General features: G+C 70.4%; 22 protein-coding genes and 1 tRNA gene. 20 read left to right on the top strand and 3 right to left on the bottom strand.

Annotated features, from left to right (window positions below; translation table 11 throughout):
* Window positions 1–52 precede the first annotated feature (52 nt).
* Both ACIOEW_RS37735 and ACIOEW_RS37730 read left to right on the top strand, forming a co-directional pair.
* A complete protein-coding gene (locus tag ACIOEW_RS37735; protein WP_401969797.1) occupies window positions 53–1,012 on the top strand; it encodes a bifunctional lysylphosphatidylglycerol flippase/synthetase MprF in 960 nt (319 codons plus the stop codon).
* Between the two features lie 116 nt (window positions 1,013–1,128).
* Window positions 1,129–1,830 carry an SGNH/GDSL hydrolase family protein gene (locus ACIOEW_RS37730; protein ID WP_401969775.1) on the top strand — a complete coding sequence of 234 codons (702 nt, stop codon included), beginning with the start codon at window positions 1,129–1,131 and terminating at the stop codon, window positions 1,828–1,830.
* 6 nt (window positions 1,831–1,836) lie between these two features.
* Here ACIOEW_RS37730 and ACIOEW_RS37725 read toward each other — a convergent pair whose 3' ends face one another.
* Complete coding sequence (locus ACIOEW_RS37725; protein WP_362553365.1) at window positions 1,837–2,442, bottom strand: helix-turn-helix domain-containing protein; 606 nt, start codon at window positions 2,440–2,442, stop codon at window positions 1,837–1,839.
* 206 nt (window positions 2,443–2,648) lie between these two features.
* Between ACIOEW_RS37725 and ACIOEW_RS37720 the strand changes: the two genes are divergently transcribed.
* Window positions 2,649–3,164 carry a sigma-70 family RNA polymerase sigma factor gene (locus ACIOEW_RS37720; RefSeq protein ID WP_362553363.1) on the top strand — a complete coding sequence of 172 codons (516 nt, stop codon included), beginning with the start codon at window positions 2,649–2,651 and terminating at the stop codon, window positions 3,162–3,164.
* 15 nt (window positions 3,165–3,179) lie between these two features.
* Here ACIOEW_RS37720 and ACIOEW_RS37715 read toward each other — a convergent pair whose 3' ends face one another.
* A complete protein-coding gene (locus ACIOEW_RS37715; RefSeq protein ID WP_401969773.1) occupies window positions 3,180–4,661 on the bottom strand; it encodes an MmgE/PrpD family protein in 1,482 nt (493 codons plus the stop codon).
* 233 nt (window positions 4,662–4,894) lie between these two features.
* On the opposite strand from ACIOEW_RS37715, the gene ACIOEW_RS37710 reads away from it, so the two are divergent.
* The 11 genes from ACIOEW_RS37710 (at window position 4,895) to hutI (ending at window position 16,753) form a co-directional block, all read left to right on the top strand.
* Window positions 4,895–5,803 (top strand): SAM-dependent methyltransferase, encoded by a 909-nt coding sequence (locus ACIOEW_RS37710; RefSeq protein ID WP_362553357.1) that lies wholly within the window; start codon window positions 4,895–4,897, stop codon window positions 5,801–5,803.
* Window positions 5,800–6,507 carry an SGNH/GDSL hydrolase family protein gene (locus tag ACIOEW_RS37705; protein WP_362553355.1) on the top strand — a complete coding sequence of 236 codons (708 nt, stop codon included), beginning with the start codon at window positions 5,800–5,802 and terminating at the stop codon, window positions 6,505–6,507. Before ACIOEW_RS37710 ends, ACIOEW_RS37705 begins: the two co-directional genes overlap by 4 nt.
* Before the next feature lie 90 nt (window positions 6,508–6,597).
* Window positions 6,598–6,690 (top strand) — tRNA-Leu (locus ACIOEW_RS37700).
* A 38-nt stretch (window positions 6,691–6,728) separates the two neighbouring features.
* The gene (locus ACIOEW_RS37695; protein WP_401969771.1) at window positions 6,729–7,685 is read left to right on the top strand and encodes a diacylglycerol/lipid kinase family protein; all 957 of its coding nucleotides are present in this window, start codon (window positions 6,729–6,731) and stop codon (window positions 7,683–7,685) included.
* Window positions 7,686–7,733: 48 nt separating this feature from the next.
* Complete coding sequence (locus ACIOEW_RS37690) at window positions 7,734–8,858, top strand: ferritin-like domain-containing protein (RefSeq protein WP_401969768.1); 1,125 nt, start codon at window positions 7,734–7,736, stop codon at window positions 8,856–8,858.
* A 257-nt stretch (window positions 8,859–9,115) separates the two neighbouring features.
* Window positions 9,116–10,564 carry a DHA2 family efflux MFS transporter permease subunit gene (locus tag ACIOEW_RS37685; protein ID WP_362553349.1) on the top strand — a complete coding sequence of 483 codons (1,449 nt, stop codon included), beginning with the start codon at window positions 9,116–9,118 and terminating at the stop codon, window positions 10,562–10,564.
* Between the two features lie 43 nt (window positions 10,565–10,607).
* The gene (locus ACIOEW_RS37680) at window positions 10,608–11,033 is read left to right on the top strand and encodes an organic hydroperoxide resistance protein (protein ID WP_351001987.1); all 426 of its coding nucleotides are present in this window, start codon (window positions 10,608–10,610) and stop codon (window positions 11,031–11,033) included.
* A gap of 146 nt (window positions 11,034–11,179) precedes the next feature.
* Window positions 11,180–12,892, top strand: coding sequence for a urocanate hydratase (gene hutU, locus ACIOEW_RS37675; RefSeq protein ID WP_362553346.1), 1,713 nt, complete (start codon window positions 11,180–11,182; stop codon window positions 12,890–12,892).
* Window positions 12,893–12,909: 17 nt separating this feature from the next.
* Window positions 12,910–14,124 carry an allantoate amidohydrolase gene (locus tag ACIOEW_RS37670; RefSeq protein WP_362553429.1) on the top strand — a complete coding sequence of 405 codons (1,215 nt, stop codon included), beginning with the start codon at window positions 12,910–12,912 and terminating at the stop codon, window positions 14,122–14,124.
* Entirely contained in the window at window positions 14,115–15,512 is a 1,398-nt protein-coding gene (locus ACIOEW_RS37665; RefSeq protein WP_401969767.1) for a formimidoylglutamate deiminase, read from the top strand. The genes ACIOEW_RS37670 and ACIOEW_RS37665 overlap by 10 nt, the downstream gene beginning before the upstream one ends.
* A gap of 53 nt (window positions 15,513–15,565) precedes the next feature.
* A complete protein-coding gene (hutI, locus tag ACIOEW_RS37660) occupies window positions 15,566–16,753 on the top strand; it encodes an imidazolonepropionase (RefSeq protein ID WP_401969764.1) in 1,188 nt (395 codons plus the stop codon).
* An 89-nt stretch (window positions 16,754–16,842) separates the two neighbouring features.
* On the opposite strand, the gene ACIOEW_RS37655 is transcribed toward hutI, so the two are convergent.
* Window positions 16,843–17,826: an RNA polymerase sigma factor SigF gene (locus tag ACIOEW_RS37655; protein ID WP_362553426.1), complete on the bottom strand. Its 984-nt coding sequence runs from the start codon at window positions 17,824–17,826 to the stop codon at window positions 16,843–16,845.
* 281 nt (window positions 17,827–18,107) lie between these two features.
* Here ACIOEW_RS37655 and ACIOEW_RS37650 point away from each other — a divergent pair, with 281 nt between their 5' ends.
* The 6 genes from ACIOEW_RS37650 (at window position 18,108) to ACIOEW_RS37625 (ending at window position 23,680) form a co-directional block, all read left to right on the top strand.
* Entirely contained in the window at window positions 18,108–18,476 is a 369-nt protein-coding gene (locus ACIOEW_RS37650) for an STAS domain-containing protein (RefSeq protein ID WP_362553338.1), read from the top strand.
* A gap of 227 nt (window positions 18,477–18,703) precedes the next feature.
* Window positions 18,704–19,252, top strand: coding sequence for an ATP-binding protein (locus ACIOEW_RS37645; RefSeq protein ID WP_401969762.1), 549 nt, complete (start codon window positions 18,704–18,706; stop codon window positions 19,250–19,252).
* Between the two features lie 193 nt (window positions 19,253–19,445).
* Window positions 19,446–20,111, top strand: a complete 666-nt coding sequence (locus ACIOEW_RS37640) for a peptidase (RefSeq protein WP_362553332.1) — start codon at window positions 19,446–19,448, stop codon at window positions 20,109–20,111.
* Window positions 20,112–20,154: 43 nt separating this feature from the next.
* Window positions 20,155–21,201 carry a hypothetical protein gene (locus ACIOEW_RS37635; protein WP_401969761.1) on the top strand — a complete coding sequence of 349 codons (1,047 nt, stop codon included), beginning with the start codon at window positions 20,155–20,157 and terminating at the stop codon, window positions 21,199–21,201.
* Window positions 21,198–22,331, top strand: coding sequence for a hypothetical protein (locus ACIOEW_RS37630; protein ID WP_401969759.1), 1,134 nt, complete (start codon window positions 21,198–21,200; stop codon window positions 22,329–22,331). Before ACIOEW_RS37635 ends, ACIOEW_RS37630 begins: the two co-directional genes overlap by 4 nt.
* A gap of 38 nt (window positions 22,332–22,369) precedes the next feature.
* Window positions 22,370–23,680 (top strand): hypothetical protein, encoded by a 1,311-nt coding sequence (locus tag ACIOEW_RS37625; RefSeq protein WP_401969793.1) that lies wholly within the window; start codon window positions 22,370–22,372, stop codon window positions 23,678–23,680.
* Window positions 23,681–23,799: the final 119 nt, after the last annotated feature.

Below are 23,799 nucleotides of genomic sequence, written 5' to 3'. Positions count from 1 at the left end.
GCGGCGGAGCGAAACACCGGAGGCGGGTGGTCCGGATGAGTTCCTTGCCCGTCTGAACAGCCTCCGGGCGCACGGCGAGAACCCCAGTGCCTTCCTCGCGCTGAACGAGGGGAACCGGCACTTCACCGTTCCCGGCGTCGACGGGCTCGTCTCCTATCGCCGGTCCGGGCGGTATCTGGTGCAGTTCGGCGGGGTGTTCGCCGCGGAGAAGGACCAGGACCGGCTGCTGAGCGGGTTCCGTGCCTTCGCACGGTCCGAACGGTGCCGCATCGTGGCGATACAGGTGCAGCGGGAGGACGTCGGGCTCTACGCGGAGCACGGCTTCACCATCAACCAGGTCGGTGCGTCGTACTCCCTCGATCTCTCGTCGTTCAGCCTGCGGGGGACCAAGTTCGTGAAGCTGCGCAACAAGATCTCCCGGGCCAGGCGCAGCGGCCTGGAGGTCAGCGAGGTGCCCTGGGAGAGCTGCGCGAACGAGCTGGCGGAGATCGACCGGCCGTGGCTGCGGGCGAAGGGCAGGCACGTCAAGGAGATCGAGTTCCTCGTCGGGCAGCTCGGCGGGCCCGCCCAGGAGCACCGGCGGCTATTTCTCGGCCGGATCGACGGCGCACCGGTCGCCTACATCTCCTACAGCCCGGCCTTCGGGGCGCGCAGCGGCCAGCTGCATGACCTGAGCAGGCGGCTGCCGGACGCCCCGCCGGGCGTGATGGAAGCGGTCAATCTGCACGCCACGGAGCGCTTCATCGAAGAGAAGGCCCAGTGGCTGCACTTCGGCTTCACGCCGTTCACCGGGCTCGCTCCGGAGCACGAGGTGCCGTCCGCCAGTCCGCTTACGGGAAAGTTCATGCGGCTGCTCGCCCAGCACGGGGCAGCGGTGTACCCGGCCGGCACCCAGCTGGCGTACAAGGAGAAATGGGCCCCGCAGCTCGTCCTTCCCGAGTACCTCGCCTTCGAACGCGGGGCCAGTCTCGGGGCGATCTGGCAGATCCTGCGGGTCACCAAGTCCGTCTAAAACAAGCTGCGTCGGGGCGGAAGTCTTGGCACGGTGGGGCCGGACGGACCGGCGTCGGTCTGCCGGTCCGGCAGCCGTGCGAGGGCCGGGTTACGTGACGGAGTGGAGGACCGAAGGTGGCATCGCATGCCGAACCGGTGGGAGAGGCCCAGGACCCGCACTGCCTCCACGCGGACCGGGTGGCCTCGCTGCTGGCCGGCGCTCCGTGGCGGCGCCTTCTCGTGGTCGGCGACACGGACGCCACGGGCCGGGGAGAGCCGGTGCCCGGATACCGCCGGGCGGGGTGGGCCGACCGGGTCGCCGAGGCGCTGCGTACGGTGCGGCCGTCCGCCGCCTACCTCAACCTCGGCCATCGCGACCTCCCGGCATCGGCGGTCCGGGCTCGTCAGCTCGGGCAGGCTCTGGAATTCCGCGGGGACCTCGCCGTTGTGGCGGCGGGCGGTGACGACGCGTTCCGCGCCTCCTTCGACATCGACACCGTCGGGGCCGAACTCGGCCGGATCATCCGGCCGTTGCGGGACGCGGGCTGTGATGTCCTCACGCTGGGCTGGTTCGATGCGGCCGGGGCGGGGGCACCGCAGGCGAGGGGCAAGGACGCTCCGGGCACCCGGCTGCGTCAGCTCGCCGAACGCACCCACGCCGTCTCGATGCAGCACGGCGGCATCCATGTGGACCTCACCGGGCACCCCGCGGGCAAGCTGCCCGGACTCCGCGGCGCCGACGGCCGACGGCTGACCATGCGGGGCCATGCGATCGTGGCCGCCACCGTCGTGCGCGCGCTGGGAACCCACCTCGGCTCGCTGCGGGAATGGGCCTGAGGTGCGTCAGGACTGGGCGAAGGTCTTGAAGATGTTCCGGAACTGGAGAAGCGTGGCCTCCAGCAGTTCGTCCCTGTTGTCGCGGTGAGCCATCGACATGGCGCTCTCGCAGCTCGCACCGTGGATCATCGAGGCCATCGCCGTGATCTCGCTGCGGGAGTGGTCCTTGCCGAGGGCCTGCGCCAGCCCGTAGGCCATCATGCGCCGGCAGTCGGAACGGATCTCCCGCATGTCGGACCAGCCCAGCGCGCCCGGGGCGTCGATGAGGGTGATCCGCTGGACGCTGGGTTCCATCGACGCGACCAGGAACTCCCGCATGCCCTGGTACAGCCCTTCCCAGGGGTCGTCGTAGAACGTGTAGGTCTGGGCGATGGCGCTGGACAGCCGGTGCTGCTCCGCCTCGTACACCGCGCGGAAGAGCTCGCGCTTGTTCTTGAAGTGGTGGTAGAGAGCGCCCTTGCTGGCACCCACCTCCTCGCAGATCGCGTCCAGGGACGTGGCTGTGTATCCGTCCCGGGCAAACAGTCTCCGGGCCGCGGCGAGCAGGTCGTTCGTCGTGGTCCGGGAGCGTTCTTCCTGAGTACGACGTGTGCGCTGATTGGCCATGGTCATCCGGATCGTCCGTGTACTGCGACAGGTGTGATCCATCCACGATAGACGCGTCAGCCGCATACCGGAAGTACAGTGTCCCATCCACCAATCGACATACCGTCCGTTGGAATGTAACCTCCCAGGCGCAAGGTGCGACAACGCTGCGGGCGACCGCCCGGAGCCTGCCGAGTATTCCTCTGACCGGTCCGGTCAAGGAGGTCACCCACATGCAATCCACCGCTCCGCCCGTGACCCACGTGGCGGCCACGCGATGGTCCCTCCTCATGACCCACCGGGACCGCATCCTCCGCCTCGCGCGGTCGCGGCTCGCCGACGCGCAGGAGGCGGAGGACTGCGTGCAGGAGGCACTCCTGCGCGCGGCGACCTTCCGGAATCTCGACGAGAACCGGATCGGTCCGTTCCTCACCACGGTGACCCTGCGCCTGTGCACCGACGTCCACCGCCGCGACGAACGCCACCGGCGCCTGCTGCGCGCGACCTGGATGCAACAGGCGGCAGGGCCGGAGGAGCAGATATGCGCCGCGTACGAGGAGGCGTGGGTGCTGCGTCAGGTGGAACGGCTGGCCGGGCGGGAGCAGGAGGTGATCCTCGCCCGGGTCAACGGGATCAGCACCCGGGAGTTCGCCAGCCGGCTCGGGATATCCGACAAGGCGGCGGAGAGCGCCTTCACCCGGGCCAGGGCCCGGCTGCGCCGCTGGTACGAGGAGAGCCTGACCGGCTGACGAACCGGACGGCCCTCAGGCCAGGGCCGCCGGCAGCAGCCGGGCGACGTCGTCGGCGGAGGCCGATTCCAGCGAGGCCAGACCGTCGGCCACGGCCGCGGTGCCGCCGGCCGTGAGGAACTTCTCGCGCATCAGTTCCGGGAGGTTCCCCGCGTGGGAGGACCCCACGGCCCCGGCCGGCACATCGAGTTCCCTGGTCAGGGAACGCCCGTCGGTGAGCGTCACCGTCACCCGGGCCGGGGTGGACTTCCGGGTGGAGCCGAAGTCCTTGCTCGGCGGTTCCAGCTCGCCGACCAGGTCCACGAGCCACTGGCCGTCACCCTTCCAGCGGGCGCCGAACACCTTCAGCCAGTCCGCGGCCCGGGGCCCCGCCTGCCGCAGCGCCTCGCCGAACGGGACCTCGCAGTGGAAGAGATCGTGGGTCATCGCCTCGTCCAGCCGGATCCGGACGCGATCGGCCACCGCCCACCGGTCGGCGTCGGCGAGCCGCTGCGGGGTGAAGTCCTCGGCGGTGAGATCGCCGGTCAGCAGCGCCGTGGACAGCAGGTACGGCAGGGCGAAGACCAGCGCGCTCACGGGGGAGTCCGGGCCGCGCAGATAGGCGCCGGCCTGCCGGTTCACCAGCACCGTGTACAGCGAGGTGTCGACCGATATCTCCGCGATGTCCTGGGCGCGCACCGTGCCGATCTCCCGGTGGAGCCCGAAGGCGCAGTCGATGGCGGAGTCCATCCCGGGACCGCCGGGGTGCAGCTTGAACGAGGTGGTGAGGGTGTGCCATCTCTCGGACAGCCCCGCCGTCACGATCTCGGGAAGAGGAACAGTCGCGAACCGGGAGAGGAACCCTTCGGCGTGCTCCAGGATCTCCGGGCTGCCGCGGAACCCGGCCGCTGCCGCATCGCACGCGTCGAGCCCCACAGCGACCGGCGTGGACGAGCTGAAGACCTTCGCGTCGCCCCCCAGGAAGCCCACCGGGACGGTGCGCGGAGGCAGCCCGAGCCCCAGCCCCAGGGCGCTCACCCAACGGCCGGCGGTCGCGTCCTCGCCGCGCAGCCGCCCCGCGATGGCACCGGTGACATGGGTGTACGGAGCGCTCTGGCCGCGGAAGGGACCCAGCGTCGTGGCGGCCGTGATCCGCGCCGCGACCTCGTTGGCCACGACCACGGAGGTCAGCAGACCGGCACCGTTGAGACCCTGCGCCCGCGCATACGCCATGGGCACGGCCACGGTCGAGTTCGACAGGTGGCCGGCAAAGGCGGTGTCGTCGAAGTGCAGCCAGGCACCGAGCCCGGCCAGCACGAACGAGGACCTTCGGGGGTCGTCCTGGAGCGGCTCCCCGAAGGCCTGGATCATCCGGCGCCCCAGCGGGTGGGAGGCGCCGACGCGTATCGCCGCGCACTGGGAGAGGATCTGCAGCTTCGCGATCTCGACGACATCCTGCGGAATATCGTCGAACCGCAGGCTGTGGGCCCATTCTGACAATTCCTCGGTGAGGGTCATCCCGTCTCCTTCATGACGCATTCGGCGGCCGGTCCGCCACTGAGGCTGCAAGAGAGTTACGCGCGAGTGCCCGCCATCCCTCATGGAGCCGCCGGAAGAAACGGGATTCGTCTCTTCTGAGGGGGGCGGGGCCGTCACGCGTAAAGCATTCAGCCGCCGTTGCGGAAACGGCCCGGGCCGGACGCTCCGGGAGGCGTCCGTGACCTGCTTCTCCCGATGCCGGAAGGAATGCGATGCCCACACCTCAAGAGGCCACCCGAATGCGTTCGGGGACCGCCAGCGACACGGCGCACCTGACCGCGCGTGTCCGTGCGGCCGATGCCGTCGTCGAGCCGTCCCGCAGGCTGCTGGACGACCGGTTCGCCGCGTTGTTCGTGACCGAGCCGCCGCCGCCCGCGACCTCCGACGAAGCCCTGCGGCGACTGGGGGCCATCGACCACGCGCACGGCGGATTCCTCGCGGAGATACTCCTCAGACAGCGGTTCTTCGAGCACGAGCTCGTCCGCAGCGTGGCCGACGGGGTCCGGCAGGTGGTGATGCTCGGCGCCGGGTACGACACCACCGCACTGCGGATGCCCGGCTACGACGGGCTGCGCTACTTCGAGGTCGATCACCCCGCCACCCAGCGGGCCAAACTGGCGACGCTCGCGCAGGAGATGCTCAGCACGCCCTCGGTCACCTACGTACCGCACGACTTCGAGGCCGGCGGCTCCCTCGTCGGCGCTCTGGCGGAGGCGGGGTTCGATCCCGCGCAGCCGTGCATCGTCGGCTGGCTGGGCGTGACGTTCTTCCTGCAGCCCGGAGCACTGCACCAGGCGCTCGCCGAGCTTGCCGAGATCTGTACGGCAGGCAGCGTCCTCGTCTTCGACTACATGGACGAATCGGTGATCGACGGGACGACGCCGTACCGGGGCGCGCTCGAAATGGCCCGCAAGGTGGGGGCGGAGGGCGAGCCCTACCTCACCGGCCTCACCCCGCAGTCGGCGGCCGAGGCGGTCCGCCGGGCCGGTTTCTGGCCGATGGAGGAACTGCGGGTCCCCGACCTCGTCAAGCGGTTCGGCGGGAACGACCCGTACTGCAACGGGGACGACTTCATGGGCGTGATGGCGGCCGAGCGGGCCGGAAACGGAGGAGCGGCATGACTTCGGTGGAAAACGGATCGGTACGCCACGGATCAGAGGCGTCGGACCCCTACGTACTGTCCGCACAGGACGTCGACGCGCTGCTGGCGGCCGCACCGTGGAGCCGTTTCGCGGTCCTCGGCGACAGCTTGGCCGAGGGGCTCGGCGAGGCGGTGCCCGGCTACCAGGACATCCCGTGGGCGGACCGGGTGGCAGCCGCGCTCAGGCGGCGAAACCCCGGCCTGGAGTACCTGAATCTGGGCGTGCGCTATCTGCGGGCCGCTGAGGTGCGGGCCCGCCAGCTGAAGCCGGCGCTGGACTTCCGGCCCGACCTGGTCTCGGTCGTCTGCGGCGGCAACGACATGCTGAGCCGGGACTTCTCGGCCGAGACGGTCGAGGCGGAACTGGTGGGGCTGATCGGCCCGCTGCGCGAGGCCGGCGCCGATGTCTTCGTCTTCACGATCCAGGACATCACCGCGGTCTTCCCCGAACAGCTCGGCGGCGGCGGGCTGCGGGAGCGCATCCAGGTGTTCAACGAGCAGGTGCGCTCGGTGGCCGCCCGGTACGGGGCGATGGTGGTCGACATGTGGAGCCACCCCACCAGCAGCAGCCGGGACGTCTTCAGCTCGGACATGCTGCACGCCTCGATGCGCGGGCACGCCGTCCTGGCAACCGCGGTGGTCACCACCCTCGCGGAGCAGCTGGCGGCGGCCGAAAGCCCCTGAGGCTGCGGTCTCAGTGAGATCTCAGTGAGCGCTGCCAAGGTAGTGACGTACCCCGGAACGCGAGCCGCAGGGCCTCGTTCCGGGGCACGAGGAGAGATTCCCGTAGCGGCCCAACGGGGATGAGGAGCTTGCTTCTCATCGGGGCTCCATGAGCCCACGCAGGTTCGAATCCTGCTCTCTCCGCTGTGAAACCGTTCTCGGCACAGACCTGGGGGGTCGGCATGCCTGGTTGGTGGGCACGCACCGGACTGGTCGTCTTCAACCCGGTGGCCGGTGCGGGCCGTACCGACCGCATGGCAGCGGACGCGGTCGTACGCCGGTGCGAGCAGTACGTCACCGATGTGACCGTGGTCCCCACCGAATACCGGGGCCACGCCGAGGAACTCGCGGCCAAGGCGGCCGCCGACGGTATCGACGTGGTGATCGCGGTCGGTGGCGACGGCACCACGCGCGAGTCGGCCGCGGGTCTTGTGCGGGCGTCGCTCGCCCGGCCCGACGGCATCACCGGGGGGCCCGCGCTGGTGAACATCCCCGGCGGCACGGCGAACTCCGTCTTCCGCGAGATCTGGTCCGACAGGCCGTGGGAACAGGCCCTGGACGCGGCACTGGGCACCTCCGGGCCACGCATCCGCCGGGTCGACGTGGCCCGGATCGTGGAGACCGGCACCCTCGCGCTGCTCGGCACGGGAACAGGCGTCGTGGCCGAGGTGCTGGAGGCCGCCAACCGTCTCGGCTCCGTACCGGGAAGGGACCGCTACCGGCTCGCCGTGGCGGAGACGGTACGCACCGCCGCGCCGTATCCCCTCCGGGTCACGGTCGACGGCACCGTGGTCCATGACGGTCCCACCTATCTGACCAACATCGGCGGCGGGCGCTACCGGTCGGGCCAGTTCAAGCTCATGCCGCTGTCCGTGCTCGACGACGGACTTCTCGACATCTGTGTCGTCAGCGGCGACCTGCCCCTGCCGGAGCTGCTCCACCTGACCCAGGACGGCAGCCACGTCGACCGCCCGCAGGTCGTCTACACGCGCGGCAGGCGGTTCGTACTGGAACGGACCGACGGGTCCTCGCTGACGTGCGAATACGACGGCGAGAGCGCAACCGGCATCGCGTCGCGCTGCACGGTCGAGATCCTGCCCGGTGTGCTCCCCGTCCTCGCGCCTTCCGCCGAGGAGTGACGCACCGTCGGCAGGGCTGATCACCCCCTGAAGGCGGAGGAGAGAGCCATGCACGACGTGACCAGTGGCACCGGCGGCAGCTGGACCCAGCCGATGGCCGGCCACACACATTTCACCTGGAACTACGACGACGGCCGCCAGAGCCTGCTGAACCTGTACCAGAAGGGCAAGGACAAGCAGTGGGACAGCACCACCCGCATCGACTGGGGGCTGGAGGTCGACCCGTACGACGCGCTCGGCACTCCCGAGAACACGCTGGCCCTCTACGGCTCGCGGCAGTACGGCAAGCTCAACGAGAAGGAACGCCAGGAAATGCGCCGGCACATGGCGGCCTGGGAGTTCAGCCAGTTCCTGCACGGTGAGCAGGGGGCGATGATCTGCTCCGCCCGTATTGTCGAAACGGTTCCGGATCTCGATTCGAAGTTCTACGCGGCTACCCAGGTGATGGACGAGGCGCGGCACGCCGAGATATTCGCACGTTTCCTCAAGGACAAGATCGGGATGGAATATCCGATCAGTTCCCATTTGCAGGCCCTGCTCGGCGACGCGCTGTCCGACTCGCGCTGGGACATGCCCTATCTCGGTATGCAGGTGCTGATCGAGGGACTGGCCCTGGCCGCATTCGGAATTCTGCGTGACAAGACCAACAAGCCGCTGCCGAAACAGATGCTCGCCTACGTGATGCAGGACGAGGCACGGCACGTGGCGTTCGGCCGGCTCGCACTGCGCGACTACTACGCGCAGCTGTCGCCCAAGGAGCTGGCCGAACGGGAGGAGTTCGTCGTCGAGGGCTGCTACCTGATGCGCGACCGGTTCCGCATGCAGGAGGTCTGGGAGAACCTCGGCTTCGACATGGCGGAGTGCATGGACTACATGAACAAGGGGCCCCGCATGCAGGCGTTCCGTTCCCGCCTGTTCACCCGGATCGTGCCGTGCGTCAGGGACATCGGCCTGTGGGGGCCGGCGGTCAAGCGCGCATACGAGGACATGGGCGTCCTCGACATGGCGAAGAGCGATCTGCTCGCGCTGATGAAGGCCGACGAGACCCAGGCCGAACTGATCGACCAGGAGCGCAGGCGGGAGCGGCTCCGCCGGGAGGACCAGGAGATCGCCGACCGGGTCGCCGAGGTCGACGCGGCGGTGGCGGCGGGCTCGTCGGACACGGCCGGCTGAATCGCCCGTGTGCCGATCCGGTTGCCGCCGGTGTGTCGGTCCGGAGCGCCGGTCCGGAGCGCCGCAGGTGCGTCGAATCGGCGGCGTCAATCCGCCTCTCACCTGCGAACATACCGACGGTATCAAGAGTCCGAGGGGTCGGCATCTTCTCAACTTCCGCAGTATGGCGGGTATCTGATGCCCGCTGGATGGTGTGATCCGTTGACGAGTCACCTCTCACACGGATACATTCCAACCATCGGTATGTTGGAGGTGTGATGATGAGCGCTCGATCTTCTGGCGCTGATACCAGGCCGGGGTACCTTCCCCTGCTGCTTCTGGCCTCCAGTGCGACCTTCTTGGCTGTACTGGATGTGACGATCGTCAATCTGGCCATCCCTGATCTCCACAAGGATTTCGAGGATGCGAAGCTGGCCGATCTCTCTTGGGTGATCACCGTGTACGCCACGGTCTTCGCCGCCCTGCTGGCCCCCGCGGGCAGGCTGGCGGACGTGTTCGGCCGGCGCTCGCTGTTCAGGGCGGGTGTCGCCGTCTTCACGGTGATGTCCCTGGCCTGTGCGCTCGCGCCGAACCTGCCCCTGCTCCTCGTGGCGCGTGCGCTGCAGGGTGCGGGAGCGGCCGCCATGATCCCGGCGTCGCTCGCGATCGTCCTGGTCGACAGCCCGCCCGAGCGTCGTCGTGCGGCGATCGGGCAGTGGAGTGCCGCGTCCGCGCTGGCCGCGACCGTCGGCCCCTCGCTCGGCGGGGTGATGGTCGACGCCTTCGGGTGGTGGTCGCTGTTCCTGATCAACGTTCCGATCGGACTGCTGCTCCTGGTCCGCTCCGGCATCATCCCGAAGACGGCGAGGTCCGCGGAGTCGCGCGTGCCCGACGTCATCGGAACGGTGCTGCTGGGTGTCGGGATCGGGCTGCTGAGCCTGGGCATCTCGAAGGGCAGCGACTGGGGCTGGGGCAGCACCGAGACGATCGCCTGTCTCTGTGTCGGTGCGGTCGCCATGGCCATCGCGGTGTCGCGTTCCCTGCGTCACCCCGAACCGGCGATGGAGACGGCGCTCTGGCGCAACCGCACGTTCGCCCTGGCCAATGCCGCGTCCTTCTTCTACGGCGCGGCGCTCTTCGCCTGGCTGCTGGTCGGCGTCCTGTACGTCACCGCGGTCTGGGACTGGTCCGAGCTGCAGGCCGGCCTCGCGGTGACCCCGGGTGCGCTGACTGCGACCGTCGTGGCTCTGTACTCCGGGAACCTGATGGCGAAGTACGGACCGCGAACGATCGTGGTCGCCGGTTCGGTGGTTCTGGCGGCCACCGGGTTCTTCCTCGCCTTCACCCTTCCCGACGAGCCCATGTTCCTCGAGTACTGGCTGCCGACGGGCATTCTGGCCGGGGCCGGAATGGGTGCCATCACGACCGGCACCTCGACCGCCTCCGCTCTCTCGGTCTCCCCGCTGAAGTTCGCGGCGGCGACCGGTCTCAGCCAGACGGCCCGCCAGGTCGGTGGGGCATTCGGTATCGCCACCCTTGCCACGCTGCTCGTCGACGCCGGCGACAAGCCGGACCCGTACGGGCACGTACTCCTCTTCTGCTCGGTCGCCACGGTCCTGACCGGCCTCGCGGGTCTTGGCCTCGTCATCAAGAGCGATCCCGCCCCGGCCACCCAGGCCGCGGCGCCCGACGCGCAGAGGTCACCTCAGGAGAAGACCGCCAGTTAGTTCTGTCCGCGGGACAGACATGGACGAAGGATCAGGTTCCGTAATGCCCATCAAGTCAAGTGAAGCCCTGTACACCGGCGTGGCGACCGCGGAGGGCGGCCGTGAGGGCCGCATCTCCACCGATGACGGCAAGCTCGACGTCGTCGTGAGCCAGCCCAAGGAGCTGGGAGGCAGCGGTGCGGGTACCAACCCCGAACAGCTCTTCGCGGCCGCCTACAGCGCGTGTTTCCACGCGTCGATCGGGATCATCGCCCAGATGAAGGGCATCGACGTCACGGGTTCCAGCGTGACCGCGAAGGTCGGCATCGGCAAAAACGATGCCGGTTTCGGGATCGTCGCCGAGCTCACGGCGTCCATTCCCTCGGTCGATGCCGCCACGGCCGCCCAGCTGGTGGAGAAGGCGCACCAGATCTGCCCGTACTCCAAGGTCACCCGAGGCGACATCGAGGTCACGATCGTCACCGCCTGAGCCCACGCGCTCACCGGTCAGGCCGCACCTCCCCCGGGGGTGCGGCCTGTCGGCCTGCCGGGCTGTCCGCCCGCGCCCTGTTGACTGGAGCTATTCAGCCACTCAAGATGTGAATAGAAAATTCACAGTCGCGAGGAGGCATCGCCATGTCAGGACCCCGCCCCGTACGGGCGCCGCGAGGTACCGAACTGAGCACCCTGGGATGGCAGCAGGAAGCCGCGCTGCGCATGCTGCAGAACAACCTCGACCCCGAGGTCGCCGAGCACCCGGACAAGCTCGTCGTCTACGGCGGCACGGGCAAGGCGGCCCGCGACTGGCGCTCGTTCGACGCGATGGTCCGCACGCTGCAGACGCTCAAGCAGGACGAGACGATGCTCGTCCAGTCCGGTCGTCCGGTCGGCGTCATGCAGACGCACGAGTGGGCCCCGCGGGTCCTGATCGCCAACTCCAACCTGGTCGGCGACTGGGCGAACTGGGAGGAGTTCCGCCGCCTGGAGGCGCTCGGGCTCACCATGTACGGCCAGATGACCGCCGGATCGTGGATCTACATCGGCACGCAGGGCATCCTGCAGGGCACGTACGAGACGTTCGCCGCCGTCGCCGCGAAGAAGTTCGGCGGGACACTGGCCGGGACGATCACGCTGACCGCCGGGCTCGGCGGCATGGGCGGCGCCCAGCCGCTCGCCGTGACGATGAACGACGGCGTCGCGATCTGCATCGACTGCGACCCGCGCGCCATCGAGCGCCGCATCGAGCACCGCTTCCTGGACGTGAAGGCGGACAGCCTGGAGCACGCGCTCCAGCTGGCCACCGAGGCGAGGGACGCACGCAAGCCGCTCTCCATCGGCCTGCTCGGCAACGCGGCGGAACTGCTGCCCCGGATGCTCGCCGAGGGCGCCCCGGTCGACATCGTCACCGACCAGACCAGCGCGCACGACCCGCTGGCCTACCTTCCGCTCGGCGTCGACTTCGACGACATGGCGTCCTACGCCACCGAGAAGCCCGCCGACTTCACCCAGCGCGCGCGGGAGTCGATGGCCCGGCACGTCGAGGCGATGGTCGGCTTCATGGACGCCGGCGCGGAGGTCTTCGACTACGGCAACTCGATCCGCGGCGAGGCCCAGCTCGCCGGATACGAGCGGGCCTTCGACTTCCCCGGCTTCGTGCCCGCCTACATCCGGCCGCTGTTCTGCGAGGGCAAGGGCCCGTTCCGCTGGGCGGCGCTCTCCGGCGAGGCCTCCGACATCCACAAGACCGACAAGGCGATGCTGGAGCTCTTCCCGGAGAACGAGTCGCTGCACCGCTGGATCAAGATGGCCGGCGAGCGCGTCCACTTCCAGGGCCTGCCCGCCCGCATCTGCTGGCTCGGCTACGGCGAGCGGGACCGGGCCGGCGAGCGGTTCAACGACATGGTGGCGAGCGGCGAGCTGGCGGCGCCGCTGGCGATCGGGCGCGACCATCTGGACTGCGGATCCGTGGCCTCCCCGTACCGGGAGACCGAGGCCATGCTCGACGGATCCGACGCGATCGCCGACTGGCCGCTGCTGAACGCGATGGTCAACGTGGCCTCCGGCGCCTCCTGGGTCTCCCTCCACCACGGCGGCGGTGTCGGCATGGGCCGCTCCATCCACGCCGGACAGGTGACGGTCGCCGACGGTACGAAGCTGGCGGGCGAGAAGATCCGCCGGGTGCTGACCAACGACCCGGGCATGGGTGTCATCCGGCACGTGGACGCCGGGTACGACATCGCGGAGTCCGTGGCATCGGACAAGGGCGTGCGGGTGCCGATGCGCGAGGGCGGCCCGGACGCGGAGTCCGGCACGGGCGAAGCGCCCGGCACGGGCGGGACCGCCGCGTGAGCCCCACCTTCCACGCGATGTGGGCGTCGTTGCGGAACATCGGCCGCAACGCCGAGTCCGGCGGCTACCGGCGCTACGCCTGGACCGGGGCCGACGCCGACTGCCGCCTCTGGTTCCGGATGCAGGCCGAGGCCCGCGGCCTCGACTGCGAGGTGGACCGCAACGGCAACCAGTGGGCCTGGCTCGGCGACCCCCTGGCGGGGGACGCCGTCGTCACCGGCTCGCACCTCGACTCCGTCCCGGACGGCGGAGCCTTCGACGGGCCGCTCGGAGTCGTCTCCTCCTTCGCCGCGCTCGATGAACTCCGCCGCAGGGGAGTGGAGTTCACCCGACCGCTGGCCATCACCAACTTCGGTGACGAGGAAGGCGCACGCTTCGGCCTCGCCTGCGTCGGCTCCCGGCTCGCCGCCGGGCAGCTGACCGCCGAGGCCGCGCACCGGCTGCGCGACGGCGACGGCGTCACACTGCCGCAGGCCATGGAGAAGGCGGGGTACGACCCCGACGCCATCGGCCCGGACCCCGAACGGCTCGCCCGCATCGGCGCGTTCGTCGAGCTCCACGTCGAGCAGGGCCGCGCCCTCGACGTCAGTGGCGACCCGGTCGGCATCGCCTCCGCGATCTGGCCGCACGGGCGCTGGCGGTTCGACTTCCGGGGCGAGGCCAACCACGCGGGCACCACGCGGCTCGTCGACCGCCGCGACCCGATGCTCACGTACGCCGAGACCGTGCTCGCGGCCCGCCGGGAGGCGGAGCTGACCGGCGCCCTCGCCACCTTCGGCAAGATCGCGGTCGAGCCCAACGGCGTCAACGCCATCCCTTCCCTCGTGCGCGGCTGGCTCGACTCCCGCGCCGCCGACCAGGACACCCTGGACACCGTCGTCGCCGGTATCGAGCGGGCCGCCCGGGAGCACGCCGAGCGTGCCGGGATCGACCTCGACGTCGTGCGGGAGTCCTTCACGCCCGTCGTGGAGTTCCAGCACGCCCTGCGCGACGAGCTGGGCGCGATCCTCAAGCGCTCCGCCATCCGGGACACCGGACGCGACGTTCCCGTACTGGGCACCGGAGCAGGGCACGACGCGGGTATTTTGTCCGCTTCGGTCCCAACCGCCATGCTGTTCGTACGGAACCCCACCGGGATCTCGCACTCGCCGGCCGAGCACGCCGCCGAGGACGACTGCGTGGCCGGGGTGATCGCACTCGCCGACGTACTGGAAGGTCTCGCGTGCCGCTGACGACGGAGCTGACAACGGAGCCGACGGGCAAGCCCGTCACCGTGACGTACTGGCTGTCCCATGCCTGGCTCGGCACCCATGTCGAACCGGACGTCGTCCTGGAGGTGGCCGGCGGACGCATCGCCGGTGTGCGGACCGGCGTCGACGCCCCGCCACCCGGTGCCATCGTGCTGCGCGGGCTCACCCTGCCCGGTCTCGCCAACGCCCACTCGCACGCCTTCCACCGCGCCCTGCGCTCCACCGTCCAGGTCGGCTCCGGCACCTTCTGGACCTGGCGCGAGATCATGTACCAGGTCGCGTCCCGGCTCACCCCCGACACGTACTACGACCTGGCCCGTGCCGTGTACGCCGAGATGGCGCTGGCCGGCATCACCGCGGTCGGCGAATTCCACTATCTGCACCACGCGCCGGGCGGCGTCCCGTACGACAACCCCAACGCGATGGGCGAGGCCCTGATCGCGGCCGCCCGCGAGGCCGGCATCCGGATCACCCTGCTGGACACCGCCTATCTCGCCGCCGGATTCGGCCGCCGGCCCTCCCAGTACCAGAAGCCCGACCGGCACCAGCAGCGCTTCTCCGACACCACCGCCGACGCCTGGGCGGAGCGCGCCTCCCTCCTCAAGGGCGACGAACACGCCCTGATCGGCGCCGCGATCCACTCGGTGCGGGCCGTCCCCGCCGATCAGCTCGCCACCGTCACCCAGTGGGCCGAGGAGCGGCAGGCCCCGCTCCATGTCCACCTCTCCGAGCAGACCGCGGAGAACGACGCCTGCCTGGCCACCCACGGCCGCACCCCCACCCGGCTCCTCGCCGACCACGGCGTCCTCGGCCCGCGCACCACCGGCGTGCACAACACCCACCTCACCGGTGAGGACATCGAACTCATCGGCTCCACGGCCACCGGCACCTGCATGTGCCCGACCACCGAACGCGACCTGGCCGACGGCATCGGCCCCGCGGTCGCCCTCCAGCGCGCCGGATCGCCGCTCTCCCTCGGCAGCGACAGCCACGCCGTGATCGACCTCTTCGAAGAGGCGCGCGCGATGGAGCTCAACGAGCGCCTGCGCACCCGGACCCGCGGCCACTGGACGGCCGCCGCACTCCTGCGCGCCGCCTCCGCCGACGGCCACGCCGCACTCGGCCGGCCCGACGCGGGCGTCCTCGAACCGGGCGCCCCGGCCGACCTGGTGACCGTCGCCCTCGACTCCGTCAGAACAGCGGGGCCGGTGCCCCGACTGGCAGCCGAAGCAGCCGTATTCGCCGCCTCCGCAGCCGATGTGCGCCACACCGTGGTAGCCGGCCGGCACATCGTCCGCGACGGACATCACGCGTTGGTCGGTGACGTCCCCGGAGCTCTCGCGAAGGCCATCGCGGCCCTGCACCACTGAGCACCCAGGCGGAGACCCCTCCACCGCCCAGACGCAAGGAGAGCAGCACCCCGATGACGACGACCGCCCTCACCCACATCTCCGCACTGGTCACCAACGACCCCTCCCTCGGTGACGGTTCCCCCCTCGGACTGATCCAGGACGCGGCCGTCGTCATCGAGGGCGACCGGGTCGTCTGGACCGGTGAATCAAGCAAAGCACCAGCCACTGACAACGCCGTCGACGCGGGCGGCCGGGCCGTCATCCCCGGCTTCGTCGACTCCCACTCCCACCTCGTCTTCGCGGGCGACCGCACCCAGGAGTTCAACGCCCGGATGTCCGGCCGGGCCTACAGCGCGGGCGGCATCAGGACCACCGTCGCCGCCACCCGCGCCGCCACCGACGAGGAACTCTCCGCCAACGTCGCCCGCTACCTCGCCGAGGCGCTGCGCCAGGGCACCACGACCTTCGAGACCAAGTCCGGTTACGGCCTCACCGTCGAGGACGAGGCCCGCGCCCTGCGCATCGCGGCCCGCCACACCGACGAGGTCACCTTCCTCGGCGCCCACATCGTCTCCCCGGACTACGCGGACGACCCGGCCGGTTACGTCGACCTGGTCACCGGCCCGATGCTCGACGCCTGCGCCCCGTACGCGCGCTGGATCGACGTCTTCTGCGAGAAGGGCGCGTTCGACGGCGACCAGGCCCGGGCGATCCTGACCGCGGGCCGCGCCAGGGGACTGCACCCCCGGGTCCACGCCAACCAGCTCGGGCACGGCCCCGGCGTCCAGCTCGCCGTCGAGCTCGATGCCGCGTCCGCCGACCACTGCACCCACCTCACCGACGCCGACGTCGACGCCCTGGCCCAGTCGGAGACCGTCGCCACGCTGCTCCCCGGCGCCGAGTTCTCCACCCGGGCCGCCTGGCCCGACGCCCGCCGCCTCCTTGACGCGGGCGCCACCGTCGCGCTCTCCACGGACTGCAACCCGGGCTCCTCGTTCACCTCGTCGGTGCCGTTCTGTATCGCCCTCGCCGTCCGCGACATGGGCATGACGCCCGATGAGGCGCTCTGGTCAGCCACCGCGGGCGGCGCGGCCGCCCTGCGCCGCGGCGACGTCGGCCGGATCGCCCCGGGCGCCCGCGCCGATCTGGTGGTCCTCGATGCCCCCAGCCACGTCCACCTCGCCTACCGGCCGGGCGTACCGCTGGTCCACGAGGTCTGGCGGAGCGGCGAGCGCGTGGTGGCAGCGCGCGCCCTCTGAACCGGCGTCACCAACGCGGAAGGACCTGCCCCTCGGCGGGGCAGGTCCTTGATCCGGCAGTCCCCGCAAGCGCGTTGCGGGGTGCCCGCTCATTCCTCCAGGGTCAGTCCCTTGCGGAGCTTGACCAGGGTGCGGGAGAGCAGTCGCGACACGTGCATCTGCGAGATTCCGAGCTCCTCGCCGATCTCCGACTGCGTCATGTTGGCGACGAACCGGAGCGAGAGGATCGTCCGGTCGCGGCCCGGCAGTGAGGCGATCAGCGGCTTCAGGGACTCGACGTACTCGATGCCTTCGAGTCCGTGGTCCTCATAGCCGATCCGGTCGGCCAGCGCGCCCTCGTTGTCGTCCTCCTCGGGCTTGGCGTCCAGCGAGCTCGCGGTGTACGCGTTGCTCGCGGCCATGCCCTCGACGACCTCGTCGTGGGTGATGCCGAGGCGGTCGGCGAGCTCGCCCACGGTGGGCGATCGGTCCAGCTGCTGGGCGAGCTCGTCGCCCGCCTTGGCCAGGTCGAGCCGGAGCTCCTGCAGGCGGCGCGGTACGCGCACGGACCAGCTGGTGTCACGGAAGAAGCGCTTGATCTCGCCGATGATGGTCGGCATCGCGAAGGTCGGGAACTCGACGCCCCGGCTGAGTTCGAACCGGTCGATCGCCTTGATCAGGCCGATGGTGCCGACCTGGATGATGTCCTCCATCGGTTCGCTGCGCGAGCGGAACCGGGAGGCGGCGAACTTGACCAGGGCCAGGTTCAGTTCGACGAGCGTGTTGCGTACGTAGGAGTACTCGTGCGTGCCCTCTTCGAGGGATTCCAGCCGGGCGAAGAGCGTCTTCGACAAGGCCCTGGCATCCAGCGGCCCCACTTCGGAGTAGGGCGGGATCTCGGGAAGTCCTTCGAGACCGGTCACGCCTTCGGTGCTGCGGATGTCTTCGGTACTGCTGGTGTCACTGCCACTGCTGGTGGTGCTGTTGCGCGTGCCGTCCAGGACGGCCGCAGCAGGGGAGTCTGATTCGGTCAGTCCCTGAGGACATGCTGACGTCGCGTTGTGGGTACGCGGTTCGTCGAGCCGGGGTGACATGGTCTCCTCCATCGTTCTCGGCATATGGCTGCCGATGCCCATACGTGTTCCTGCGGTGAAGCGGCGCCTCCAAAGCCGGCTGTGTTTTTGGTGTCCCCCTACCCTTACCCGGTCCTTGCAGGTCGTTACAACCTCCAATTGACGCCATATGTCCGGTTTGTTGAGGTCTTCGGCTACCGCGTGGCGCACGGAACGCGTACTGTTTTAAGAACGTCGGCGACAGGTGCAACTCATCTGCATGTGCGCTGATGCGGACAGTGACGAGACGAAGAGGGGCGGGCATGGACCGCGGGACGGTCGGCAGCGCTAACCGGGGTCGGCTTCAGGTCGAGGCCCGGACTGATGGCCGCAGTGAGGTTGTCACGCCGGTGGGTGAGTTGGATCACCACACGGCAGACCTGCTGCGCGAGCCCTTGGAGCACGCGGTCGAGCAAGGGCGTGTGCGTCTGGTGGTCGACTGCTCCCGGCTCGAATTCTGTGATTCCACCGGGCTCAATGTGCTGCTCGGTGCCCGCCTCAAGGCGGAGGCGGCCGGGGGAGGGGTCCATTTGGCCGGAATGCTGCCGGTGGTGGCGCGGGTCTTCGAGATCACCGGGGCCGAGGCGGTTTTCACCGTCCATGACTCCCTCGAAGAGGCTCTGGACACCTGATCGTGGTGCGTTTCGACGCCCCGGGCGCCCCTTCTGTTGCCCGTGTCACGCGCTCCGCGTAGACGAAGTGGGTGTTGTCACGAATCGACCGGGCAGGAGACACCTCGGCGAGCCGTGGGAGACGTACACGCTTCGTGTCCGTGCGGTACCTGTATCAGTGTCCATATCAATATTCGTTTCTGTATCTGTTCGATGGCGACATGGTGAATCGGTGAGGTGAAGCGCTGATGGGCACCACCCGGCAGCATCCGCCGGGCGACCTCGGCCGTGAGCCGGAGGGCGCAGGCGTGGGTGCACGCGCCGACGCGGGCACACGCGCGGACGCGCGTTCCGGCGTTCCCTCCGACGCGCACGTGGAGCCCGCGGAGCGGCAGTGGCGCACGCTGTCGCTGCGGGAGGTCAGCGGCATCGTGCCGACGGCCCGCGATTTCGCCCGCCAGGCGCTCCATGACTGGGGCTGGCTCCCCGCCTCGACCGCCGACCGCCGTGCCGCCGCCGAGGACGTCCTGCTGGTCGTCTCGGAGCTGGTCACCAACGCGTGCCTGCATGCGGACGGCCCCGACGAGCTCCGCATCGCCCGCACGCCGAAGGCGCTGCGGGTGGAGGTCACCGACGGCGGCGCCGGACAGCCCGCGCCCCGCACCCCGCACCGGGCCGGACGGCCCGGCGGACACGGCATGTTCATCGTGCAGCGGCTCTGCCTGGACTGGGGAGTCGTACGGGTGTCGGGTGAGCCCGGCAAGACCGTCTGGGCGGAGCTGGCCGCCCCCGCATAGCCCCCGAACGGGTTTCCCCTGCTCGTCCCCCTGGGCTCGTACGCCCCTTGAAGAGCGCGCCGATCCGGCGCGCTCTTTGTCTTCCCTCCACAAGGCCCCGGGCGTACCTTGAGCGCCCAATCTGATGTGTCGTCAGTTATTTGCGCCGTTGTGAAGCGGCGCGCGGCGACTCCCGGCATGAGGGGAACTCGAGGTGTCGTACCAGAAGCGAACAGCTCTCGCGCTGGCGTCCGGGCTGGCGAGCGCGGTGGTGCTGCTGGCCGCGCCCGCCGCCCACGCGACGGTCGTCGACGTCAACTACAAGTGCAAGACCCCGATCGGCGACAAGGCCGCCGTCTCGCCCATCGACATCAAGAGCGTCAAGAGCGGCAGCGGTTACAAGCTCACCATGTCCTTCCAGAAGGGGGTCTCCTCCAGCCCGGTGGAACTGGGCAAGGGGGCGATGAACCCCAGCGCGGTGATCAAGGTGGGCGGCGCCGACCCGGGGCAGGTCCAGGTCTCCGGAGCGGCCAACTCCGCCGCCATCCCGGCCAACAGCCCCATCAAGATCAACGATCTGTCGGGGACGTACACCCCGAAGAAGAGCGGCAAGGTCGACTTCACCGCAGGAGTGCTCACCATCAAGGCGCTCGGTACGACGACGACCTGCACCCCGTCGAACAACCCGGGCCCCTCGCTCTCCCTCGACGTCACCGCGGCGGGCGGCGGTACGAGCACATCGGGCGGCAGCGACTCGCTGCCCAAGACCGGCCCGCTGGACTCGGCGGTGGCGCTCGGCACGCTCGGCGGCACGGTGCTGCTGACCGGTGCGGCCGGCGTGCTGTGGCTGACCAGGCGGGGGCAGCGGGTCACGGGCTGACCCGCGCGAACCACCGCCGCCGTCACGCACCAGGGAGCCGCCCATGCCGCCGTTGACCGGTCACGCCACCCGCCCCGTCCCAGGACCTGTCGCCGCACGGCCGTCCGCCGCGCGACGTCTGGCCCGTATCCTGCCGCTGCTCGCCGTCCTGTGGTGCACCGTCGCCACGGCGGCGGTGGCCGGTGCCACCGAGCACCCGGCTGCCGGTCCGGCGTGGACGGCGCAGCCCGCGGCGAACGGCCCAGGACAGGGCGAGGGCAGACCGTACTTCTACCTGGAGGGTCTGCCCGGCAGCGTTCTGGAGGACCGGCTCTCGGTCACCAATCCGGGACCGGAGCCGGTCACCGTACGGCTGCGCGGCGCCGACGCGTACAACACGGGGAACGGCGGATTCGCGGTGCGCGGTGCGCACGGATCGACCGGGACCGGAGCCTGGCTGCGGACGGCGAGTGCCGAGGTGACGGTGCCCGGCCGGACCCGGGCCGACGTGCCGGTCTCCTTCACCGTGCCCGAGGACGCGCAGCCCGGTGACCACCCCGGAGCGATCGTCGCCGAGAGCGGCGGCCGCTCGGTGGGCGTAAGGGTCCAGCTGCGGGTCGGCGGACCGACGCTGGCCGCGCTCACGGTGGAGGACGTGACGGTGAGCGGCGGGACCATCCACTACACGCTGGTCAACCGGGGCAACGCGGTCCTCGTGCCGCGCCTGTCCGTCAGCGCGGACGGGGTGTTCGGGACCCTGCTGCGGCGCGGCGCCCGGGCTCTGCCCGTGGAACTGCTGCCCGGTCAGCGGGTGCGGCTCACCGAGCCGTGGCGGGACGCCCCGTCCCTCGACTCGGTCACCGTGCGGCTGCGCGTCACGGCGGCGGGCGGGGCACACGACGAGGCGGCCGTTTCGGCGGCCTTCGTGCCCTGGGCGCCGGTGGGCGGCGGCGCGCTGCTCCTCCTGGCCGCCGTCGCCGCCGGTGTGTACGGCCTCCGGCGCCGGCGCGGAACACGGCGGGGCGCACATGACGACGGGGCCGGCCCGGCTCCGGATCTCCGACAGCACTCCGACGAGAGGCACTTGGTGAAGGCGGGAGCGGAATCGTGACTGGACGGACCGGACCGGCGGCATCCCGGAACGACGGCCGCGGGCGGGCGGGCGTACTGCTCGCCGTACTGCTGGCCGCGATACTGCCCGCTCTGCTGCTGACCGCACCCGGGGCCCAGGCCGAGAGCCCGGGCGCGGCTGACCCGAAACCGGTGGTCACGCTCTCGGAGAAGCAGGCGGGCAAGGGCGGGGAGATCACCGTCAACGGCAAGGGCTGGCGGCCCGACACCCTGCTCATGATGCTGATCTGCGGGCAGTCCACCCCCGCGCGCGGCGTGATCGGCGGCACCAACTCCTGTTCCAACGCGGACGGCCGCGCCGTCACCACCGACAAGAAGGGCTCCTTCACCAAGAAGCTGCCGGTCGCCGAGCCGCCCGCGCCGTGCCCCTGCGTGGTCCATGTCGCCACAGTCACCGGCGAACAGGCTCTCGCCGACGCGGTGTTCGTGGTCGCGGGCCACCCCGTCGCCGCACTGCCGAAGCAGACGGGCGACGGAAAGCTCGCCGTCCTCGCGGCCACCAGGCTGGAGGGCGACAGCGGGATTCTCACCTGGTTCGGCGCCCCGCCGTCGCGCCGGCTCGTGTTCACGGTCGGCAACCTGGGCTCCGCGCCGGTCAAGGACCCGGTCTTCCGGGTCGGCACCGCCCACGGCGTCTATGCCGCGCAGTGGGAGGAGCGGCAGTGGCGGGGGACCGTCGAGCCCGGCCGCAAGGCCCGTATCGAACTGCCCGTCGAGCTGACGGCGGGCGCCCACGGCGACTACCAGATCTCACTGAAGTACGGCACGAAGGTGCTGGCCGAGCAGCCATGGGGGGTCGGCCGCCCGTGGGGCGTGACGCTCTTCTGGATCCTGCTCTGTCTCGTGGTGCCCGCGGCCGTGTTCCGTATCGGTATGGCGGTCGTCGACAAGGTACGGCCGCGCCCCGCACATGCGGCGGGCCGCCGGGGGCAGCGCCCTTCCCCGCGCACCGGCGTGACCGTGAGGTTCCCGAAGCTGCGGCGCGCCCCGGCCCAGGAGGTCGGCCCCGCGCCCGCGACGGGCCCGAGCACCACCACGGCCGCGCTGCCGTGGTTCACCCCTGATTCCGCACCGTCAGAGCACAGACCGACGACGAAGGGACATTCGTGAGTACGCAACGCAGGACGGTCGCGGCGGGAGTCGCGATGATGATCGGCGGGGCGGGCATGCTGCTGGCCGCGAGCCCTGCCCAGGCCGCCGACATCTCGTACAAGACGGAGTGCATACCCCCGGCCATCTCCGGACTGCCGCCCGTCCAGGGCACCACCAAGGTGCAGCTGACCGCGCCCGCCACGGCGAAGGTCGGGGACACCGTGGAGGTCGTGTGGAAGACGATCCAGGGTGCCTCGGACAACCCCGACGTTCTCGATCTCGAAAAGGACACCATCAAGCCGACCGGCACCATCAAGCTGGGCGGCGCCGCCACCGGCGACCTGAAGATGGAGGGACCGCGGCAGAATCCGCCGATCCCCAAGAAGAGCCCGATGGTCGTGTCGGACATGAAAGGCACTCTGAAGCTGGAGAAGGCGGGTGACTTGACGCTGACGCCGGACGCGTACGCCCTCAACGTCTCGAAGCCGATCTCCACGGACACCAAGTGCACCCCGAAGGAGACGGTCCAGCCGGGCGCGACGATCAAGGTCACGGACGGCGGCGGATCCACCACCGGCGGCACGACGGCCGGGGGAACGACCGCGGGCGGCACGACGGCCGGTGGCACCACCAGCGGTGGCACGACCGCGGGTGGCACGACCGCCGGTGGTTCGGACTCCGGTGGTTCGGACTCCGGCGGCAGCGGTGGTGCCACGGACTTCCCGGGCAAGGAAGTCGTCGTGAACTTCGCCTGCAAGTCGCCGGGTCCCGAGGAGGGCATCGCCTCCAAGGTGACGATCAACGCCAAGAAGAAGGGCGGGAGCTACGCGCTCACGGTCAAGACCGCCAAGGGCGTGATGAACAGCCCGGCTCCGCTGCCCGCGGGTGCGCTCAAGCCGTCCATGAAGATCGTCATCGGTGGCGCCGACAAGGGCTCCGTCAACGTGACGGGGCCGGGGAACCCCGAAGCCCTGGAGACGGGCAAGCCGGTGAACCTGCCCGACATGACCGGCACGTACAAGCCGGGGGCCTCGGGAAAATCCACCCTCACCCCCGGCGCGCTGACGATCGACGTCATGCTGGGCGGCCAGAAGATCAACATCCCGTGCACGGTCAAGGGCACTCCTGCGGCGTCGCTCGTGCTCGACACCACCGCGCAGGAAGGCGGTGCGTCCGGTGGTGACACCGGGGGCTCCGGCGGAGCTGCGGCGGGCGGCGGCACGGCGTCCGGCGGCGGGCTCGCGGCCACCGGAGCCGAGGACAACGGGTCCCTGCGCGCACTCGGCCTGGTCGCCGGAACGGCGATCCTGCTGGGCGGCGCGGTGTTCACGTTCACTCCGTGGCGCCGGCTGCGCACGGGCCGGTGAGCTGAGGCGCGTACGTGTACGGAAGGCGCCGGCTGCGCACGGGCCGGTGAGCTGAAGCGCGTACGCAGACGGAAGGGGCCGCCGCACCGTTCTCACGGTGCGGCGGCCCCTGCGCGTGA

It is taken from the genome of Streptomyces sp. NPDC087901 (assembly GCF_044742205.1).
In the GTDB taxonomy this organism is placed as follows: Bacteria; Actinomycetota; Actinomycetes; order Streptomycetales; family Streptomycetaceae; genus Streptomyces.
This window is presented reverse-complemented; position numbering and strand designations above follow the sequence as displayed.

Excerpts from the sequence above, each read along its gene's own strand:
- ACIOEW_RS37725 (WP_362553365.1), bottom strand. The coding sequence starts at position 2,442 with ATGACCATGGCCAATCAGCGCACACGTCGTACTCAGGAAGAACGCTCC.
- ACIOEW_RS37720 (WP_362553363.1), top strand. The coding sequence starts at position 2,649 with ATGCAATCCACCGCTCCGCCCGTGACCCACGTGGCGGCCACGCGATGG.
- ACIOEW_RS37715 (WP_401969773.1), bottom strand. The coding sequence starts at position 4,661 with ATGACCCTCACCGAGGAATTGTCAGAATGGGCCCACAGCCTGCGGTTC.
- ACIOEW_RS37710 (WP_362553357.1), top strand. The coding sequence starts at position 4,895 with ATGCCCACACCTCAAGAGGCCACCCGAATGCGTTCGGGGACCGCCAGC.
- ACIOEW_RS37705 (WP_362553355.1), top strand. The coding sequence starts at position 5,800 with ATGACTTCGGTGGAAAACGGATCGGTACGCCACGGATCAGAGGCGTCG.
- ACIOEW_RS37695 (WP_401969771.1), top strand. The coding sequence starts at position 6,729 with ATGCCTGGTTGGTGGGCACGCACCGGACTGGTCGTCTTCAACCCGGTG.
- ACIOEW_RS37690 (WP_401969768.1), top strand. The coding sequence starts at position 7,734 with ATGCACGACGTGACCAGTGGCACCGGCGGCAGCTGGACCCAGCCGATG.
- ACIOEW_RS37685 (WP_362553349.1), top strand. The coding sequence starts at position 9,116 with ATGATGAGCGCTCGATCTTCTGGCGCTGATACCAGGCCGGGGTACCTT.
- ACIOEW_RS37680 (WP_351001987.1), top strand. The coding sequence starts at position 10,608 with ATGCCCATCAAGTCAAGTGAAGCCCTGTACACCGGCGTGGCGACCGCG.
- hutU (WP_362553346.1), top strand. The coding sequence starts at position 11,180 with ATGTCAGGACCCCGCCCCGTACGGGCGCCGCGAGGTACCGAACTGAGC.
- ACIOEW_RS37670 (WP_362553429.1), top strand. The coding sequence starts at position 12,910 with ATGTGGGCGTCGTTGCGGAACATCGGCCGCAACGCCGAGTCCGGCGGC.
- hutI (WP_401969764.1), top strand. The coding sequence starts at position 15,566 with ATGACGACGACCGCCCTCACCCACATCTCCGCACTGGTCACCAACGAC.
- ACIOEW_RS37655 (WP_362553426.1), bottom strand. The coding sequence starts at position 17,826 with ATGTCACCCCGGCTCGACGAACCGCGTACCCACAACGCGACGTCAGCA.
- ACIOEW_RS37650 (WP_362553338.1), top strand. The coding sequence starts at position 18,108 with ATGGACCGCGGGACGGTCGGCAGCGCTAACCGGGGTCGGCTTCAGGTC.
- ACIOEW_RS37645 (WP_401969762.1), top strand. The coding sequence starts at position 18,704 with ATGGGCACCACCCGGCAGCATCCGCCGGGCGACCTCGGCCGTGAGCCG.
- ACIOEW_RS37635 (WP_401969761.1), top strand. The coding sequence starts at position 20,155 with ATGCCGCCGTTGACCGGTCACGCCACCCGCCCCGTCCCAGGACCTGTC.
- ACIOEW_RS37625 (WP_401969793.1), top strand. The coding sequence starts at position 22,370 with ATGATCGGCGGGGCGGGCATGCTGCTGGCCGCGAGCCCTGCCCAGGCC.